This window comes from Bacillus sp. AF62, assembly GCF_050312695.1.
Lineage (GTDB): Bacteria > Bacillota > Bacilli > Bacillales > Bacillaceae_G > Bacillus_A > Bacillus_A cereus.
The window spans coordinates 1-19,703 of record NZ_JBNPJZ010000060.1 but is presented as its reverse complement, the minus strand read 5'-3'; the positions used below and the strand labels follow the sequence as shown (position 1 = coordinate 19,703).

Here is a 19,703-nt window from a genome sequence, read left to right as displayed (position 1 = left end):
CTTGAAAATAGCAGACAGAGTTGCTTATTGGCAGGTGTAGCGATTTTATTAAAAAGATTTTAAACAGGTTCTAACACTTCTTTTGGAATATAAAACTTCTCAGAGCTTTTCGATTCATTGAGCTCCCCTAAATATTCCTGCGCATCATGCAGGCCATTGCTTACTTTTCCAAGCCCTTCTGTACTTTTAGATAAACCGGATTGTAATTGCCCCATCTTTTCCTGCAGGTCTTTAAGGCCCGTTAAAAGTTGCCCTTGCCCATCGTTTATTTTCGTTAATCCAGATTGTAACTCAGCTGATTTATTCGCAATTTGTTTTGAATCTGCAGAACCTTCATTTAATCCATTTTTAAGATCCGCTGCTCCCTTTTGTAACTTATTAATTCCATTGTTCATTTCTTTTAAGCCGTTATCCACTTTCAGTAACGATTGATTCGCTTCTTTAAATGAACTCATCGCTGCTTTATGCTGCGTTGCTAATTGATTTAATTCTTTTGAAAGTATATTTAATTGTTTTTGAGCTTCTTTAGCAATCCCTATCGTTTGTTGTATGTTTGAATCATTCGCTAGTTCTGGTTTCGTTTGAACGAAATTGGTCATTAACATTTCAATTTGTTCATATCCCTTTTTCGCACCATCAATTGCTTGAGAAATACTTCCGAAGTATTGATCGTAAGAGCTTAAACCTTTTTCTAACTGTGCATAACCAGTATGCAGCTGCGACGTTGCATTAGATAGAACATTTATATTTTCGTTTACTGAAGCTAAGCCACTCTCAATTTGCTGTGCTCCTTGTGCACCGTCGTTTATGCCATTTGATAATTGATGTAAAGCTGTTCCTAATGCTGATACCCCGTTTTTCGCCTCGTTCGTTCCATCAATTAATTTTTGAACATTCGCAAGACTATTTGAATCATTACTTCCCATTTTATTTTTCGCATCCGTTAATCCATCATTAATTTCCTTTATGCCCCCATTCGCATCTCCTAATCCTGTATTCAATTCTCCCGCTTGCTTATTTAAATATAATTCTTTTATCTTCTCACCAGTTGGACGTGTCGGTGCATATACTTCTGATACACCTTTAACTTTCGAAATTTTATCAGTTAATTCGTCTAAAATTTGTAGAGAAGTTCCTTCATCCAGCTTTTTATCAGATTGAATGACTAATGTACTCGGCGAAGAGAAACCAGGCGGAAAATGATCTTCTATTACGTTAATACCCATCTTTGATTCATACTTATTATCTACTTCAAATAAATCATTGTAATTTAGTGTATTAGAGTATTTTAATATGAAAGGAATCGATATTAAAAATACGATGATTAAAGCGATAAATGGCCTTGCTACTGAGTTTTTTGCAAAGAATCCCCATAAGTGACTATCCTCATGACCTTTAAATGTTTTAACTGGATAAAACATTCCTTTTCCTAAAAGCACCATAAAAAATGGATTTAAAGTCGTTAATACGAGTAGTAATACTAAAACACCAATTGCTACCGCTGAAGTAGATTGATATAATTTAAAACTCGCTAACGCAAGTGATGCAAAACCAATTAGCACCGCTATACCGCTATATAATACGGTTTTACCTGCCGATTTAAATGTTTCTTTCGTGGCCAAAAATGCATTTTCTTGTTTACTTAATTCTTCTTTAAACCTCGTATATAATAAAATATTATAATCTGTTCCTACTCCAAAGAGGACGACGACTACGAACACTTGTGTAAAGTTTGAAAATGGGAAATTAAATTGATTTACAAGCTGAGCAATAATCCCCATTGAAACTAAATACGACACACCGACTGTAAGAAGAGAAACAATCGGAACAACTGGTGAACGAAATACGAGGATTAATACTACAAGAATGAAAATGATTGAAATAACTTCTGTCTTTTTCACTCCCTCTTGAGAGGATTTAAGAAAATCACCCGCTATTAAGTCACTTCCTGTTAAATACGTTTTTACCCCTTTCGTTTGCACCTTTTCATGAAGATTATTTGAAACCTTTGATATTTCACCATGTTTTTTATCTATCGATATTTGCGTTAAAATAGTCGTATTATCTTTAGAAACTAATTGTTTCTCCAAGTCTTTATTATCTAAATGCGAAACAACTTCCTTAATTCCTAATTGCTCTTTTTCATTTTGCAGGGCGTTGATCGTTTTTGTTATTTCCTTCTTTTGTTCATCTGTTAAAGCTGCCTTATTGCCACTATTAAAAACGGCTATAATTTCATACTTTTCAACCCCTTCTTTATCCATCTCTTTAATCATCTTGTCAGCAATGCTGCTTTGTTCTGTATTAGGGATTGTAATTTTCCCTTTTTCCTTCACTAATTTATCCATATTAGGCATCGTTACAACCATTGTAATAGTAATAACTATCCATAATAGAAAAGATAAACTTCTCCAACTTTTTAGGTTGCTCATTTGAATCATCTCCCATTTTTAGCTTGTCATGTTAAGCTAGGAATGAACATTCATTTCTATCCTTTTAAAACTATCATTTCGGAATGAACGTTCATTCCTATCACTCTATTAAATTATTTTTAAAACCCTTTTAAATTACCTTTCACGGAATGAATATTCATTCTCTTAGTACTACAAATATATCATCCCCTATTTCATTTTAAAAATCCATTTCGGAATGAATGTTCATTCCTTTCCTTATAAAGCTATAGAATCAAATGATTCTAATAGCATTCCAAGAGCTTTCTTCCAATTCTTTTACTAATTCTTTTGAGTATTCTAATTGCCCTGTCGCCATTACTTTAGTTAATTTTTCTAGCGGTTGGTATACAATGATAATTAATGCAACTGGAGGCAATGGACGGAGAAACCCTTTTGCGATTCCATCTTCTATAATATTCATAAAGAAGCCTATAAAATCGTCAAATATTTTCTTACTCTGTTCATCAAGAAAATAACTATCACAGTGAGAATTTGTAAAAAGAAAAGCATCCACATTGTTTCTCGCAAATTCAAATAAACGGTTGTATGTATGACTAAACTGTTCACGAATATTTGCTTCAACAGGAAAATCTGTTTTTATCATTTCAGATAGTTGCAACATACTTTTTGAAAATAATGAGTTAACGAGTGCCTCTTTATTTTCAAAATAGCGATAAATCGTACCAGCGCCGACATTTGCTTTTTCAGCGATCATCGGAATTGTCGTACCATCGTAACCACGCTCTGCGAATAGTTGTATAGCTGCTTCAAAAATGTCTTCTTGTTTATTTTTAGCCATTTTTCTCACCTCAATTTTAAGGAATGAAAATTCATTCCTTTTTTAATTATAAATTAGATGGATTAAAAGTCAAGTGTGTGACTACGCAAATGTAGCATTTTCAAATAACACACTCACTTAGATTTCAATGCATTTTTTGAATTAACACTTCAAAAAAATTCTTTGTATCATCGTGACTTAAAATGCTCAATATATCTTGTGTCTTAAAAAATTGAACTTGACTTATTTCATTATCTTTTGGATTCAAATCTGTTCTATCACCTATATATTCTACATAAAACATAGTTGTTTCTTGTTTTTCAAATCCAGTTTTCACTTTTAATTCTTCAGGAAACTCAAAGCAAATTTTATCTTCCATTTGTTTCATAACTATAAACTTTTTTGAACCGGTTTCTTCTTCAAGCTCTCTCAAAATAGCACTTTCTAAGTCATTATCTGTATGTTTTAATCCGCCTTTAGGAAAATCCCACTCCCCCTTTGACAAATTGTATTCTCCTTCTATATCGCTTATTTTTACCTTATGTACCAATAAAAATTCACTATTTTGGAATATGATTGCGCCTACAGCTTGCCTAATCATTCTATTTCCCCTCCTAAAATAATGCTTTCATTCTATTAATTGAAAAGTACTATAATAACTGTTTTTCATTATAGTACTTTTTTAATGACACATTGCACAGTGTATTAATTAAAAGAAATCATAAATAAACGGCTTACGCACTGGTACTAAATTCTCAAATGACCACATTGCCTCTTCGCTTCCGCTAATTAATTCAAGTTCGTTTAGTTCTAATGGACGTTTGTATCCAAACATTATTGTCGATAGTGCATTTATATCCAGTTTGATTCCTTTTTCCGTTGTTTCTTCTACAATTGTTATTTCATGATTTGCAAGTCTCACTGTTACGTTATTCCACGGAGCAAATGCGTCTGTAATGTGTAGGATCACTTCTTGCTGTACATTGTTCCAATTCAACTCATATTGTTTTAAGAACTGCTCTACATCTACAATTCTGCCCATAAAATATGGTTTCACTTCTGTCTTCACGCGTGGCTCTTGCAATGTATATAACAACGGTTCGTTTTCACTTACTGTCATTTCAAGTTCTTTAATCATAGAATCATGCTGGCAAATAAAGTTCCACAGACCATTTCGTGCTTCATTATGCAGTGGTACAAATTCTTCTACTGTCATTTTATAGTTTTCTATTTTATATAACATGTAACCAGCTGCCGTTTTATTTTCATCATAGTAAATCGCTAATGCTAAATCATCATAAACCACTTGTAACCACCAGTTCTTCTCTCGAACTAACATACCTGAAAAACGTTCTGCAAAAATTTCATATAGCTTCTCGACTTCTTCTGGATGATTTTCTTTATTGAAACGTTTCACGGTGCCATTTACTTGTTTTTTCATAACTAAATCGCTCTTAGTCATATGACATACGAGAAGATTCGCACAAAGTTCCCAGCCGTATTTACGGTAAAATGAAACAGAAAATGGATGTAACATCGATACTGTATATCCATCTTTTTTCATCGTTTGAAGAGAATGCTGAAGTAGCTCTTTTACATACCCACTTCTTCTATACTCAGGATACGTCGCTACCCCTGCAACGCCGCCCATTTTAAATGTTTCTTTTCCTATGTATAAATGAAATGGAATAAGATGTAGTTTTGCTGCTAAGTCTTCCCCTTCCATAATGCCGTATATTTCATGACTTTCTTTCATTCGAGTGATTTGCTGCTGCAATCGTTCCTCATTTACTTTATATTGAAAAGCGTATTCTGATAAACGCAATGCTTCTCTAAATTTGTCTTCTTTTAATTGTATGACATTCATATAATTCTCCTCCATTCCCTGATTGAATTGTATCATAATTCTTACTATTGTAGTTCGGTAAGTGAAATTACACAGACGTTTCAACAAAAAATATCGATTTTACAACAACCTAACATAAAAAAGCAGATACATAATGTATCTGCTTCTCATCACCTTATTTTGCTAGCTTTTGAAGTTCATCAAAGAATGTAGGATATGATACACCTACTGCTTCTGCATCTTCAATAATTGTTTTTCCTTCTGCCAGGCAGCCAGCAATCGCAAGCATCATTCCGATGCGATGATCACCATAACTATTTACTGTATTGCCTTTTAGAGCTGATTTTCCGTAAATGATCATGCCGTCATCAGTTGCTTCTATGCGAGCTCCTAGTTTCGTTAACTCAGCAACGACTGTATCAATACGATTTGTTTCTTTTACTTTTAATTCGTGTGCATCTTTAATTACTGTAATTCCTTCCGCTTGCGTTGCCGCTAATGCGATTACAGGAATCTCATCGATTAATCTAGGGATAATATCTCCGCCAATTTCAATTCCTTTTAATGAAGATGTTTCAATTGTAATATTTGCAGCTGGTTCTGATGCCCCTTCGTTAATTAGATCTACAGTGAACGTAGCACCCATTTTCTCTAAAACATCAATAATACCTGTACGAGTTGGATTCATTCCTACATTTTGTGATACTAGTTTACTATTTGGGATGATTGCACCTGCTACTAAGAAAAATGCTGCTGATGATACATCACCTGGCACTTGAATGTTTGTTGCTGTTAATTTTTGTCCACCTGACAGCTTCACTGTTTTCCCTTCGCGAGTTACTTTAACACCAAATGCTTCAAGCATTCTTTCCGTATGGTCGCGTGAAATATGTGGTTCTGTAACAGCTGTTACACCTTCTGCACGAAGACCTGCAAGTAAAATAGCTGACTTTACTTGTGCACTTGCAACAGGAGAAATATATTCAATTGCTTTTAAATCTCCGCCACGTATTGTTAGCGGTGTAAATGTTCCTTCTTCTCTGCCGTCAATGTTTGCACCCATTTGTTTTAATGGGTTTGTTACACGCTTCATCGGTCTTTTTGCGATAGACTCATCACCTTGTACGCAAGAGAAAAATGGTGTGTTAGCTAATATACCTGACATTAATCGAATTGTTGTACCAGAATTACCAACATCTAATACAGCTTTCGGTTCTTGTAAACCTTCTAATCCTTTACCAACTACAGTAACTTCATCACCGTTTTGCGTAATTTCTACTCCCATTTCTTTAAAACATGAAATAGTACTTAAACAGTCTGCACCGGGCAAGAAACCTTTAATTGTTGTTTTCCCTTCTGCAATCGAACCGAACATAACAGCACGGTGTGAAATGGATTTATCACCTGGGATTGTAATATTGCCATTCAATCCGTTATTAACAGGTTGTATTGTTCTTTCTTTCACGTTTTTCACCTTCTCATTTAAATTGTTTCATAAGTTTGGTATTCTTCTTCTCCAAGCGCTAGCTTTGCTTTCATACGATCTTCTTCCCTTTGGAAACTAATACGTAATACCCCAAGCAGTCCTTCACGCGCTTCTAATATTTGCAAGTTCGTAATACTAATTTCCTCGCGCGCTAAAATACTCGTAATATGAGCCAATGCCCCCACCTTATCTAATACATCAACGTATAAGTCGTGATAGGCAGGAATTGCACCACTCTTTCTTACTGGTAAAGAATCACGGTATTCTTTCGCATCTGCAAAATAGTTTTGAATCTCGCCTGCATCTCCGGTAGAAACTGTCTTATATAAACCTTCCATTTCAGAGATCCACTCTTTTAATAATACCATTAAATGCTCTCGATTTTGCTTTACAATATCACTCCACATTTTCGGACTACTAGATGCGATACGTGTAATGTCTTTGAAACCTCCAGCAGCTAGTTGATGAATGAGCGGATTATCTCCTGCATGTTTCTCAACTTGCCTTACTAAACCTGCTGCGATAAGATGCGGGAAATGACTAACAATCCCTGTTACATAATCATGTTCTTCTGTATTTAAAACAAGAAAATGAGATCCTGTTCCTTTTAACCATACTTTAAGGTCTTCCACTTGTTCATTTGGTACATGATTCATCGGTGTTAAAATGTAAAATGCATTTTCAAATAAATGCGCCTTTGCGCTTTCAACTCCCGTTTTATGAGAACCCGCCATCGGATGTCCCCCAATGAAAGAAACTTCCTTTGAAAATAAAGCTTCCGCTTCGTTCATAATAGACCCTTTTGTACTACCAACATCAGTCACTATAACATCTTCTCGTAAACGGAATGACGCAAGTTTGTGTAATAGCTTCTTCGTTTCTTCAACTGGAGAAGCAAAAACAATTAAATGTGCCTCTTCACATGCACGCTGTAAATCAACTGCTACTTCATCTACTACGTGTAATTCTTTTGCACGCTCTACTTGCTCTTTAAATATATCGTAACCTGTTATCGTTACATCGTGCTCTTTCTTAATCGCTAAGGCAAGAGAACCTCCTATTAAACCTGTTCCAATTAATACTACCTTTTTACGCATTTGCCTCATCTCGAGACTTACTTTTTTTGTTTTCAAAGTGTTGTTTTAACACTGAAATCACTCCTTCATTTTGCTCACTTGTTCCAACTGTAATACGGACACCATTTTGGAATGGACGAATAATAAATCCTGCATGTGCACAAGCTTCATAAATCTCTCCGGCATTCTCTACCGGTAAGAAGATGAAATTTGTTTGTGACGAATAAAATGGTATTTCGTTTTCCTTACAGAAACTCTCGTATTGCTGTAATCCTTCTGTATTCACGCGAACTATTTCTTCAATAAACTCGTCATCACCAAAAGCAATCGTAGCTGCTTTTTGCGCTAATGAAGATACGTTAAATGGTAAACGTACGACATTTAATTTCTCAATTAGCTCTTCCTGTCCGATCGCATATCCAACGCGGAAAGAAGCTAATCCGTATGCTTTAGAAAACGTTCTAAGTACAAGAATGTTTTTATGTTTTTCTAAAAGCGGTAATGTCTCAGGAAAATCTTTTGCTGTTACGTATTCATAGTACGCTTCATCAATGACAATTAACGTATTTTCACTAATGCCTTCAATAAATTGAGTTAATTTTTGCTCATTCACATATGTGCCCGTCGGGTTGTTCGGATTACAAATCCATACGATTTTCGTATTATTATTTACCGCTGACGAAATTTCGTCTAAATCGTATACACCGTTATTTAAAGGAATTTCTATCACTTCACAGCCTTCAATAATTGCATGATGACGGTACTGCGGGAATGTTGCACCTGCTGTTACAATGTTATCTCCCGCTCGTAATACGGCGCGGCTTATTATTTGAATGATTTCATCTAAACCACTACCACAAAGTACTTGTTCCATTTGCACATGCAACTTATCCGCGATTGTTTGACGGAGCGTCGTGGCACCTCCGTCAGGATATAAAGCATGTTCCAACCAAGATTTTTGCAACTCTTCTAAAACTCTCGGTGAACAACCGAATGGATTTTCATTCGATGCTAATTTCACAAACGAATGATCTCCGTACACTTCTTTCATTTGTTCTGGTGATTTACCTGGTTTATATGGTTGTAATGATGATAGTTGATCTTTTACTTGCACGTTAAACCCACCTTTTTATTAAAATTCTTTTGCGTAGTTATTGTGTTGCATAATGTTTTGTTTTAATAATTCCATACGATCTTTTCCGAATTGTTCGACTAGTGCATCTGCAAGTTCCCATGCTACAACAGATTCAGCTACTACACCCGCTGCTGGTACTGCGCAACTATCAGATCTTTCAATACTCGCTTGGAATGCTTCCTTCGTATCAATATCAACGCTTGCTAACGGTTTGTATAATGTAGGAATTGGCTTCATAACGCCTCTTACGACAATTGGCATACCTGTTGTCATACCGCCTTCTAAACCGCCGGCATTATTCGTTTTTCTCGTGTATCCTTTTTCTTCATCCCACAGAATTTCATCATGCACTTTACTTCCTGGTTGTCTTGCCGCTTCAAAACCTACGCCAATTTCAGCACCTTTAAATGCATTTATACTCATAATTGCACCAGCAAGTTTTGCATCTAATTTACGATCGTAATGAACGTAACTACCAACGCCAATTGGCATACCTTCTGCAATAACTTCCACAATACCACCGATTGAATCTCCGCTACTTTTTGCGTTGTCAATCGCATCCATCATTTCTTGCTCTACTTCTTTATCTAAACATCGAACTGGTGAGTTTTCAGTTATCGTTTGAATTTCTTCAATCGGTAAGTTTGAAATATGTTTTGCTTTTACTCCACCAATTTCAAGAACATGTCCTGCAATTTTTACGCCTAATTCGCTTAAAATTTGTTTTGCAACTGCACCAGCAGCTACACGAACTGTCGTTTCTCTTGCAGATGAGCGCTCTAATACGTTTCTTATATCACGATGACCATATTTAATTGCTCCATTTAAATCCGCATGTCCTGGACGTGGTTTTGTAATTGTACGTTTCATGTCCTTACTTTCTTTTTCAGAAATTGGCTCAGCACCCATTACTTTCGTCCAATGTTTGAAATCATCATTTTTTACGATTAACGTAATCGGTGATCCAAGTGTCATCCCGTGACGAACACCACTTACAATTTCAACTGTATCTGTTTCAATTTGCATGCGTCTTCCGCGTCCATGACCTTTTTGTCTTCTTAATAATTCTTTATTAATATGTTCCGCCGTAAGTGTCAAACCTGCTGGTACACCTTCTAAAATAACTGTTAACTGCGGTCCATGTGATTCTCCAGCTGTAATGTATCTCATTTCTCTTGCCCCTTTACTATTTTTTTGTACAAAAAAGTCCCTACTGAGCGCTCAGTAGGGACGATGTTTATCGCGGTACCACCCTAGTTGTAGACAACTGTCGTCTACCTCTCTTCTTCTTTAACGATCGTTTGACCGTCTTCCCCTCCATAAGTTGTCGAGAAAGATGCTCCAAGGCTGTAATTCATGCTTACCTTTGTACTGATTCACACCAGCCATCAGCTCTCTTTAACAATGAGATAAGCACTACTGTTTCCTCTTCAACGCACATATGATATGGAATTAAGATAATTTATTTTTGAAACCTTTTAACTCATCCATGAATCTATGGAATTCTGGAATGTCCATTTGTTGTGCAGAATCTGACAATGCAACTGCTGGATCTGGATGAACTTCAGCCATTACTGCATCTGCGCCAATTGCAAGTGCCGCTTTCGCTGTTGGTAATAATAAATCTCTGCGTCCAGTTGAATGTGTTACATCAACGATAACTGGTAAATGTGTTTCTTTCTTTAAAATTGGTACTGCAGAAATGTCTAATGTGTTACGTGTTGCTCTTTCGTATGTGCGGATACCGCGCTCACAAAGAATAATTTGATCGTTACCTTGCGCAATGATGTATTCCGCTGCGTTAATGAACTCATCAATTGTTGCTGCTAATCCACGTTTTAATAATACTGGTTTGTTAACTTTACCTACAGCTCGTAATAAATCGAAGTTTTGCATGTTACGTGCGCCAACTTGAATGACATCAACGTAGTCTAGCGCCATTTCAACATCGTTCGGATTTAAGATTTCACTAATAATTGCTAAGTCGAACTCGTCTGCTACTTGACGTAAAATTTGAAGTCCTTCTACTCCTAAACCTTGGAAATCGTATGGAGATGTTCTCGGTTTGAATGCACCACCGCGCATTAATTTTAAGCCTTGGTCTTTCATCGCTTGCCCTACTTGACGAACTTGCTCTAAGCTTTCTACTGCACAAGGTCCCATGATGAACGTTTGTGTTCCGTTTCCAATCAATTCACCTTTTACATCAACGATTGTATTTTCTTGTTTCTTTTTACGTGATACTAGTAACGCTTTACGGTTATCATCTTCTTGTAACTCTAAGCTTGCTTTGAAAATCGTTTTGAAAATATGTTGAACTGTTGATGTTTCGAATGGTCCTTCGCTATGCTCTGCAATCATATCAAGTACTTCACGCTCACGTACTGGATCAAAGCGTTTCGTACCTTGTACTTGCTTTTGCTCTCCAATTTTTTGAACGATTTCACCACGTTTGTTTAAAAGGTGTAATAGTTGTAAGTTAATTTCATCTACCTGTTTACGTAATTGATCTAATTCATGATTTGCCATTTGGAAATCCTCCTCTAATGTTTTAAAAGTATAGTAAGAGAATAAAAGATTCTCTATTTTCTGAACTGGTTAATTATACAAATTTATAGTGGAATCGATACCTCTTCTTATTTTAAACTAATAATTCGTACAAAGACATGAACTACTAGTTAAAAAGCCACTTTTTTGTACAAAAAAGCCCTACTGATCCAATCAGTAGGGACGATATTTATCGCGGTACCACCCTAGTTGTAGACTTCTTTCGTCTACCTCTCTTCATTGTTAACGATCATCTGACCGTCTTTCCCTTCATAAAGACAATACTATCTTTACTACGAAAAAGATGCTCCAGGACTGTAATTCGCTCTTGTTTTTGTACTGGTTCGCACTAACCACCAGCTCTCTGTTACAGGGAAACAACAACTACTGCTTTTCCTTTCAATGCATGACTATTTTATTTTCAAGTTGGACCACTAAAATACAAAAAGTCCCTACTGAATAAATCAGTAGGGACGATATTTATCGCGGTACCACCCTAGTTGTAGACTAACTTTCCGTCTACCTCTCTTCACTGTTAACGATCAATTGACCGCTTTTTCCTCATAAAGACAAACTATCTTTATTACGAAAAAGATGCTCCAAGACTGTAATTCATGATTATCCCTGTACTGGTTCACACCAACCACCAGCTCTCTGTTACAGTAAGACTAACCACTACTGTGATCTCTTCATTGCACTTTGTTTATTCAAATGTTTTTGAAATTGAATAAGTATGATTCGTATTATAGAACGCTTTTCAAAACACTGTCAACAACTTTTTATATATTTTTTAAAATTCCACTTTCGTCCTATAATTCTTCTTGTAAATCACCCATTACAATTCCTATGCGAATTATTTCATTTTCTAGTAAATGTAAAACAGATTCCTCTACTCCATACTGAACTAATAATTCTTTTATTTTTATGATTTCTTTTTCAAATAAAACGGCTTCTTGACATGTTTGTAGTAAAATAAAAAACACATTTGCAAACATTTCTTTATGCGCTTTCATACTTTCTTTTTTATGAAGCATTTCAATCAATAACCGCTTCATTTCCTCACCTGTACATTTACCATTTACACTTGAAAATGCACGAGACATAATACATAATCCTTTTTCTAATATTTCATCCATGTATAAAATAATACGTAAAAGCATTACATATTCTCTCGCTGTTATCTCACCCATTTTTGGTCGTTCTCGCAAAAATACACTGAGCCAAGCTGTCCAAAATTTTTGTTGTTCTTTTACACTTAATGTTTTGACGTAATAGCACAAAAACTGCATAAATTTAATTTTATTTTCTTCATTTTCTAGTATGAGTAAAGGGTATAACCAATCTGTTTTTTGCTCCCAATATAGTACACATTTAATAAATACAAAGCTAAGCCACTTCAAGAAAGCTTCCCTCGTATGCGGATGTAATACTTCCAAATGTTCTATCGCATACTTAATAAAACGCTTCATTTCTGTAAATAAAGGTAAATTTATTTGCGTGTAACATAAACCAGCCCATGCATATTCCGTAATTTCATTTTGTTTTTTTAAATCTAAGTATGGTAACAAATATTTTCGGCACCATTGCTTTTCAATATGATATAGAAATGTAATATCTGCTATTAAACGAGCAAACATAAAGTTTGTTCGTACTGAATTAACTCTTACTTGTTCTTCAAATAAAAATAAATATTCATATACATTACGATCGTATAAATGATCATATGATAACAACTTTAATAATACAGCCGTCATTTTTCCAACAGGATGCTGAATTGATTCATTGTAAAAATCTTGTTTTCCAAGCTTAAAATCCATATCACTCTTCATAACTTGAGGAAACACTGAAAAAGCAAAGCGTTTTACAACACGTATACTATTCTCTTCTAACTCTTCTAGTCGATTACTAATTTCATATAGAAAACTACTAATTAACCAATGAAAAGCAGTATTTCTAACAAATTTCTGCAATAACGGAATAATTTTTTGGATTTGATCATTTGTCAATCCTCTGTTATTTCGCCATTCTCTAATACAAACAAACCATACTTCATTACTTATTTCTTGCACTCCTACTAATTGATATGCGAATGAAATACTCCACTCTGTATTCAATTTACATGCTTTTGATAACATCTCTAAAAAATGGCGTTGTTCAAAAACACCATCTTGCGAAAATTGCCGAACTTGCTTCATAATTTCAACATCTTTCAGCTGCAATAATCCGTCAGCTGTTACATTACAAGTAATACTTTGCGCTGTATCCTCTTTCTTTTGTACACTGTATCGTTCAGAATGAAAATGAGGATGCTTTTGCTTCATTAACTCATACCCATTTGCCGTAGATGGACTATTTGAATCACACTTGAATAATAAGTCTAATACGAGACATGCATCAAATACCCTCTCTTCTGTAAGATGCTTTATTACAGTTCGAGTGACTTCTTCTTTTGTTTTTTCTAAACAATGTGCATAATGCCTTTTTAAAAGTTGAAAAACTTCGTGTTTATAAGTGAAATCTAAAAGAAGTCCTTCATGTAACAACCATTTCATTTTGTCATCTACACGAACAAAAATATTTTTATTCATCGCATCAATTGCAATTCGCTTTTGAAGTACACTATTTGCTTCTATCATTTCTGTAATATAATAATCCGCTTTTTTCTCATTGTTTTCGCATAAATAAGTTAGACACTCTTTTACAATTCGTATTAAAAATGCAAGGTCATTTTGATGAAACTCTTTCTCTACATTTTCCTTATTTCTTTTTTTCAGTGCCGTTTGTCTTAACGACAACATTCTCAATTTTTCTAATCCAATCATCATAATTGGAACAGCATAATAAGCGATATACGGCCTCATCTTTTCGTTCCAAATTTGCTCCACATGAGAGAATGTAGATACTGGTAAGCGACTCGATTCCTCGAGTTCTATTGATTCTTGCGTATCATTTCCCCATTTTCTTACACGTTTTAACTTCAGTTTTCCGTCTAAAATAAAAGTTAGTAGCAATAAGGCAATTTCCTTATGCTCAGGAAAAGAACATTTTTGCAGTAACTTAGAAATCTTTTCTATAGAGCTACTATCTTTTTCAGCTGTTTCTAATAAAAGGAGTGTCCACCTTGCAAACAACAACGGGTCCATCTTACTCTTCGTTTCGTTTAAGTAGTTACAAATTGTTCTCCATAATAACGGTGATATTTTAGAATAGTTTTTATAAATTAATTGAAATAATTCTTTCTGATGACTAAAAAGAAATTGTTCGACTAACCATTCTGCAAGTAATTCATCTACTTCATTATAGTTTGGCGTAAGCATAAACAAATTTTGTAATTTACCTTCTACTTCTAACCATTCGACCCATTCATAATCATGAGCAAATTCCACAAAGTAACGAACTGTTTCAATTTTTTTAATTGATTGCTTTATGTATGATAATTGTTCCTGTTCTACTGACGGGGGAACCGTTACAATATCCCGAATACGCATTCTTTTCGTAATATAATTATCACCCATTAATTCCGCCCAGCGTTTTACCGCTTTTACGAGAGATTGATGATTATTTACTTTATTCGGATACACAATTGGTCTTATCCCTAAATGTTCCCAGTGGTACGTATTTTCTCCTTGTGCGACAAAAGCAAATCGTCTTGTACTTGGTGGTAAACCAGTTGCTAAATATTTCATTACTGGGTCATTATGACTATATCCAACGAATAAAACGGTGTAATTTGAGAATAGATCAACTAAAAATCTTCTTGCCCATCCTTCTGTTAAGTAAGCCCTTCCAAAATCACCGTCTGTTAAAATTAAAGCCTCTTTCTCCTGTTCTACATTACCATGTATGTAAGCAAGACCTTTAAAAGCTCTCCCAGTCGGTAAAGCTGGAGCGTAATAAACATTGATATCTCTATTTATTTCTTTAATTGCAGTTGTAAAATGTTGATCAAAATTTGTTGTTACAATGCGGATATCTGTATCTAAAGGAAATAACCTTGGAATTGCATAATGCAATGGATTCGGTTTTGATTTCTCTATATGAACGAGATCTCTTGCGACTTGATGTACATCTTTTGTTTTCGCAATTTTACCAAGATAATAATCATGTGGTTCTGTTATTTCACGCTTTTCGACATATAACGTTTTTGCAATTTCATCAACTAAATCATCAAAATTTGGTAAGTTTGATTTCCCTTTCATAGAAACTCCCGCTCCAACAAATAACACTAACTTTCCTTGCTCAATGTGATCAATTAACTCATCTGGAATTTCTACTTCTGAAGTAATCCACATCCTGGATTCCCCCTTACCTAAAAATGTCATACACTCTCATTTTACTATAACATTTTTTCATTGTTTTTATAATATTTAGACTAAATTCCGAACATGAAAAAGTTTTATGTAAATAAATCCGTTACAATGTATGAACTCCAGAATTTATTGAAAAACTATGTATAAATCGGAGGTGTAAATTTTGAATGATTTCACAGTAGTGCTTATCAAGTTTATATCGTGCATTATCGCATTTAGCATTGGGCTTGCTTTATTTTTCCCTGCAACGTTTGTTCAAATTATTTCATTCAGTCTCTTTGTTACAATCGTATCCTACATGTTCGTTGATAAAATTATTTTAAATCGAATTGGCAATACTGGTGCCATTATGTCGGATTTCTTATTAACATATTTAAGCGTATGGATTTTCGGTAATATTTTATTAGACAACTATATGCAAATTGCATGGGGCAGTATCCTTTCTGCCATCGTCTTCACCTTATCTGAAGTAATCGTTCATCGCTTCTCTAACTCTCATACAAGGCACAACAATGATAACATTCGTATTAATCGCCGCTTTGCATATGGTACAGAGTTTGCTGAAGAACAAAATATATTGGATAAAGATAAGAAAAAGTAACGTTTTAATGCAGGAGCGCCCTTTTTAATTATGTGGTGCTCCTTTTTTGTATTTTTTCATTATGGTACGTGAAATTATATAAGTGATTATTTCAAAATACCGACTTACCGACAATATTTGACGCTATTTTTTCTAATAAAAAACTGCCTCTTATTTAGAGGCAGCCACTTTTAAGTCTTTTACTGCAACAACATCCGCAAACGCTCCCAATACTGCGTTATGATGTTTCACAATATCTTCAGCACGTAACACTTCTGTATTAAATGTACTATGCGCATCACTCACTAACGTTACTTTATACCCTTCACTACATGCTCTGCGCGTTGTCGTATCTACACAATACTCTGTTTGCATTCCCGAAAGAATAACGTGTTCAATTCCTTTCTCTTGTAACACTTCGCTTAAGTTTGTATTATGGAATGAATCTGGAGTCGTCTTTTCAACTATATTATCTCCTTCTTGCGGAGCGATGGCCGCATGGATTCGCCATCCATCCGTACCTTTTTCTAACGGATGGTCTTTAGGACCGTTATGTTGGATATAAATAACTGGAATATCATTTGAACGACATTCCCTAATAAGCTCTTGCAATGTTTGTAAAAACTTTCCCCCATTATGTACTGGCATTCCAGCTGTATACATACCCGCTTGCACATCAATTACGATTAATGCTTTTTTCATTTCACACATCCCCCTTTGTTTGTATAAGCCATTATTATTGTTTATATTCCATCATCCAACAATCTTCTAATTTCCCCTCATGCAACTCATGTTCCTTTAAAATCTTTACTTTTTTAAATCCACTTTTTTCATAACACTTTATTGCTCGTCCATTATTTACTTTCGGATCCATTGCAATTGCTTCTGCTCCCATTTCACCCATAATATATGTAATTGCTGCCTGAACGAGTTTTGTTCCAATTCCCTTTCCCCAATAGGCTGGTTCACCGATAAATTGGTCCATACCCCATACATTTTGTGATTCTTTATAGCCATATAACGCTTTCCACTCTGAATCCACTGGGTACATTTGTATGTAACCAATCGGAATGGTATCAAATTCTATTAAACATCTTTTTTCATTACTGTTTGGACTATGTATAAAATGATCAAGCACCTTTTCTATAGATTGCGGATTATCTCGTCCTTCGTAATACCGCAGGACTGCTGGGTCTGTTAACCATTTAGAAATGATAGATGCATCATCTTCCATTACGTATCTAATCAATAAACCTTCTTTTTGAAAAAGCATATTATACCTCTATTATTCCTTTATATTTTTTCTTGATGTTACATCTTTCATTGCACCTACTAATGCATATGGTAGTAATGTAATCGCAAAAAATGCTGTAAATACGTTAAATTGCGGGATTGTATAGAGTGTGAACCATTCAGTGAAAAATTGAGAATTTAATATTCTATTAAAAAACTCTCCGCCTGGCCTAAAGTTTGGTGCCCACGCAGTTATTTCACACAAAATAAAGTGAAACTTTAATCAGTGGGGGTTTTGTTCATCCCCCACTGATTATTAGTTGAACCAATCGGGCTTTTACGGGCAGTTGATCCCCCACCTAACTTCTTCGCTTTCGCTGAATTTTGAGGTGGGGGTCTTACTGCCCGTTAATGCGGGATAAACAGTAACTGAACAATAAAAAATGCCCCTAGATAACGAAACCAAGTCCGTTTCCATATAGGTTGTGCATTTTTTAATATATCCCCCATCTAATCCTCTCCTTAAATATCCATCATATTAATTATACACTTTCCTCACTTTATTTGTTAAAATTTTCTATATAATTAATGCCGTTGGGGGAATACATTATGTCTAAACCTATACTTACATCCACTTTAATCATTCTTAGAGGAAACTCCGCAAGTGGTAAAACAACGATTGCAAAGCAACTACAAGAACATTTCGGACAAGGTACACTCTTAGTATCACAGGATGTTGTGCGTAAAGATATGCTTAGAGTACACGACACAATGGGTAATTTATCACATGATTTACTATTTGAAATTACAAAGTACGGAAAAGGAAAATGTGAATTTGTTATTTTAGAAGGTATATTGGACAGTCGTAGGTATGGTGAGATGTTAAAAGAATTAATTCGTTATTTTGATGAAAATGCATTTACATATTATTTTGATTTATCATTAGAGGAAACTATTAGACGACATAACACAAGAGACAAACGATATGAATTTGGTGAAGATTCCCTACAAAAATGGTATAATCCGCACGATACAATTGAGGTTGCCAGAGAAACTATTTTTACAGATAACTTTACGCAAAAAGATATATTTGATGTGATTCTTAATGATGTTGCGATACAAAAACAAGACTAACATAATATGTTAGTCTTGTTTTGTACTTTGTGTTTCCGTTTTTATAATTGAACAATCTTGACATAAATAAAAATAAATATTCATTTCCCCAAACTGGAAATCAACTACTGAAATAAGTCCGCGTTCCTCGATATCTTGTGTAATTGTAGCAACATACTTCATCTCTTTAGAACAAGTTGGACACGCCAAATGCTCTGGAAGATCCGCATATAATGGTGCCCCTAATAATCTACATACATATTCAGAACCGAACAAGTCAAAAGCTTCCCAGTAACTATCTTCATCTGTAGGTATATCTTCATTTTTCATATTTATAAGCTTTACCGTTGTTTTTGGTAATGAAACTGGTAACTTATCTTCCTCTTCCATTATCCATTCTTCTGTATTTTGCTGCTGTATGATTTGAACTGTTTTACCTCCATCACTTAACTGAAAATATTGCGGTTCCCACACCATCGCGCAGTTCAAGCATGAAACGAATGGTAAAATATTTAGTTCATTACTTTTAAGTTCAGCAAGTCTCCCATCTTTTAAATCAAAACAGAGAATTTGATGCATCTTCTCACCGCATAACTTACATACTGGCAAATTACAATCTTGACCGCCAAAGTAATGATTATATGAATCTTTTCCTTCTATTACTCTATACCCTTTCCGCTCATTGCAATGTGCGCCATATAATTCTATTGTCATATTCTATCCTCGCCTTTTCTAAGAGTGGTTCACAAAATGATAATAATTAAGACTAAAAAGCATCGTCTTCCTGAATAGTTTCCATAATAAATTCTTTTAAACTCGGAGATATTTCTTCCATTTCGTCATCCGCGTGATACCAAATATATATTTCACCATCCATTTTTCCATTATTTATTTTAAAGCACAATTTATCCCCTGAACCATCGTCACCAATTATGATAAGGTTTTCTGGCATAGACTCATCTCTCATGTCAATGTTTTGTCTAACTATATCATCCCAAGTTTTCGTTACATTTCTATTATCTTTAATCGGATATAGTATCCATTCCCCTATTTCAGCATTATTAACTAATTTGAGGGTGTTGCAAAACTCATAAATATCCAAAAATGAATGCATAAAGAAACCCGTTTTCCTGGAAGAATGATAGT

15 protein-coding genes, 3 pseudogenes and 3 other annotated features are annotated in these 19,703 nt (G+C 34.8%); of the genes and pseudogenes, 2 read left to right on the top strand and 16 right to left on the bottom strand.

What is annotated here, in order from left to right; translation table 11 throughout:
- Window positions 1–68 precede the first annotated feature (68 nt).
- From ACQRBL_RS14040 to ACQRBL_RS13995, 10 genes and pseudogenes are all read right to left on the bottom strand, one after another.
- Window positions 69–2,432 (bottom strand): annotated as a pseudogene (locus ACQRBL_RS14040) (MMPL family transporter); the annotation flags it as partial.
- Window positions 2,433–2,685: 253 nt separating this feature from the next.
- A complete protein-coding gene (locus ACQRBL_RS14035) occupies window positions 2,686–3,252 on the bottom strand; it encodes a TetR/AcrR family transcriptional regulator (protein ID WP_001107311.1) in 567 nt (188 codons plus the stop codon).
- Between the two features lie 124 nt (window positions 3,253–3,376).
- Window positions 3,377–3,832, bottom strand: coding sequence for an NUDIX domain-containing protein (locus tag ACQRBL_RS14030; protein WP_000620963.1), 456 nt, complete (start codon window positions 3,830–3,832; stop codon window positions 3,377–3,379).
- A gap of 108 nt (window positions 3,833–3,940) precedes the next feature.
- Entirely contained in the window at window positions 3,941–5,098 is a 1,158-nt protein-coding gene (locus ACQRBL_RS14025; protein WP_141544710.1) for a GNAT family N-acetyltransferase, read from the bottom strand.
- 154 nt (window positions 5,099–5,252) lie between these two features.
- The gene (gene aroA / locus ACQRBL_RS14020; RefSeq protein ID WP_098519273.1) at window positions 5,253–6,542 is read right to left on the bottom strand and encodes a 3-phosphoshikimate 1-carboxyvinyltransferase; all 1,290 of its coding nucleotides are present in this window, start codon (window positions 6,540–6,542) and stop codon (window positions 5,253–5,255) included.
- Between the two features lie 17 nt (window positions 6,543–6,559).
- On the bottom strand, window positions 6,560–7,660 hold the full coding sequence (gene tyrA, locus ACQRBL_RS14015) for a prephenate dehydrogenase (protein WP_097920618.1): 1,101 nt from the start codon (window positions 7,658–7,660) through the stop codon (window positions 6,560–6,562).
- Window positions 7,653–8,753, bottom strand: coding sequence for a histidinol-phosphate transaminase (gene hisC, locus ACQRBL_RS14010; RefSeq protein WP_097920619.1), 1,101 nt, complete (start codon window positions 8,751–8,753; stop codon window positions 7,653–7,655). Before hisC ends, tyrA begins: the two co-directional genes overlap by 8 nt.
- Window positions 8,754–8,771: 18 nt before the next feature.
- Window positions 8,772–9,944 (bottom strand): chorismate synthase, encoded by a 1,173-nt coding sequence (gene aroC / locus ACQRBL_RS14005; RefSeq protein WP_001269431.1) that lies wholly within the window; start codon window positions 9,942–9,944, stop codon window positions 8,772–8,774.
- A gap of 53 nt (window positions 9,945–9,997) precedes the next feature.
- Window positions 9,998–10,217, bottom strand: a binding site (T-box leader).
- 9 nt (window positions 10,218–10,226) lie between these two features.
- The gene (locus ACQRBL_RS14000) at window positions 10,227–11,303 is read right to left on the bottom strand and encodes a bifunctional 3-deoxy-7-phosphoheptulonate synthase/chorismate mutase (protein ID WP_411995593.1); all 1,077 of its coding nucleotides are present in this window, start codon (window positions 11,301–11,303) and stop codon (window positions 10,227–10,229) included.
- 194 nt (window positions 11,304–11,497) lie between these two features.
- Window positions 11,498–11,733 (bottom strand) — a binding site (T-box leader).
- 54 nt (window positions 11,734–11,787) lie between these two features.
- Window positions 11,788–12,023: a binding site (T-box leader), on the bottom strand.
- Between the two features lie 107 nt (window positions 12,024–12,130).
- Window positions 12,131–15,613: a DUF4020 domain-containing protein gene (locus ACQRBL_RS13995; RefSeq protein WP_142330401.1), complete on the bottom strand. Its 3,483-nt coding sequence runs from the start codon at window positions 15,611–15,613 to the stop codon at window positions 12,131–12,133.
- A 181-nt stretch (window positions 15,614–15,794) separates the two neighbouring features.
- On the opposite strand from ACQRBL_RS13995, the gene ACQRBL_RS13990 reads away from it, so the two are divergent.
- Window positions 15,795–16,232, top strand: a complete 438-nt coding sequence (locus ACQRBL_RS13990; protein ID WP_000997702.1) for a YndM family protein — start codon at window positions 15,795–15,797, stop codon at window positions 16,230–16,232.
- Between the two features lie 150 nt (window positions 16,233–16,382).
- Here the strand turns inward: ACQRBL_RS13990 and ACQRBL_RS13985 are convergent, their stop codons facing one another.
- The 4 genes and pseudogenes from ACQRBL_RS13985 to ACQRBL_RS13970 form a co-directional block, all read right to left on the bottom strand.
- Window positions 16,383–16,913: a cysteine hydrolase family protein gene (locus ACQRBL_RS13985; RefSeq protein WP_000709539.1), complete on the bottom strand. Its 531-nt coding sequence runs from the start codon at window positions 16,911–16,913 to the stop codon at window positions 16,383–16,385.
- 34 nt (window positions 16,914–16,947) lie between these two features.
- On the bottom strand, window positions 16,948–17,484 hold the full coding sequence (locus ACQRBL_RS13980) for a GNAT family N-acetyltransferase (RefSeq protein WP_097987227.1): 537 nt from the start codon (window positions 17,482–17,484) through the stop codon (window positions 16,948–16,950).
- Window positions 17,485–17,496: 12 nt separating this feature from the next.
- Window positions 17,497–17,715 (bottom strand): annotated as a pseudogene (locus tag ACQRBL_RS13975) (YfzA family protein); the annotation flags it as partial.
- Window positions 17,716–17,870: 155 nt separating this feature from the next.
- Window positions 17,871–17,954 (bottom strand): annotated as a pseudogene (locus ACQRBL_RS13970) (YfzA family protein); the annotation flags it as partial.
- 99 nt (window positions 17,955–18,053) lie between these two features.
- On the opposite strand from ACQRBL_RS13970, the gene ACQRBL_RS13965 reads away from it, so the two are divergent.
- Window positions 18,054–18,578, top strand: coding sequence for a kinase (locus ACQRBL_RS13965; protein ID WP_411995594.1), 525 nt, complete (start codon window positions 18,054–18,056; stop codon window positions 18,576–18,578).
- Window positions 18,579–18,587: 9 nt separating this feature from the next.
- Here ACQRBL_RS13965 and ACQRBL_RS13960 read toward each other — a convergent pair whose 3' ends face one another.
- Window positions 18,588–19,271: a hypothetical protein gene (locus ACQRBL_RS13960; RefSeq protein ID WP_142254766.1), complete on the bottom strand. Its 684-nt coding sequence runs from the start codon at window positions 19,269–19,271 to the stop codon at window positions 18,588–18,590.
- Between the two features lie 52 nt (window positions 19,272–19,323).
- On the bottom strand, window positions 19,324–19,703 hold a 380-nt coding region (locus tag ACQRBL_RS13955), incomplete at its 5' end, for an SMI1/KNR4 family protein (protein ID WP_427734744.1).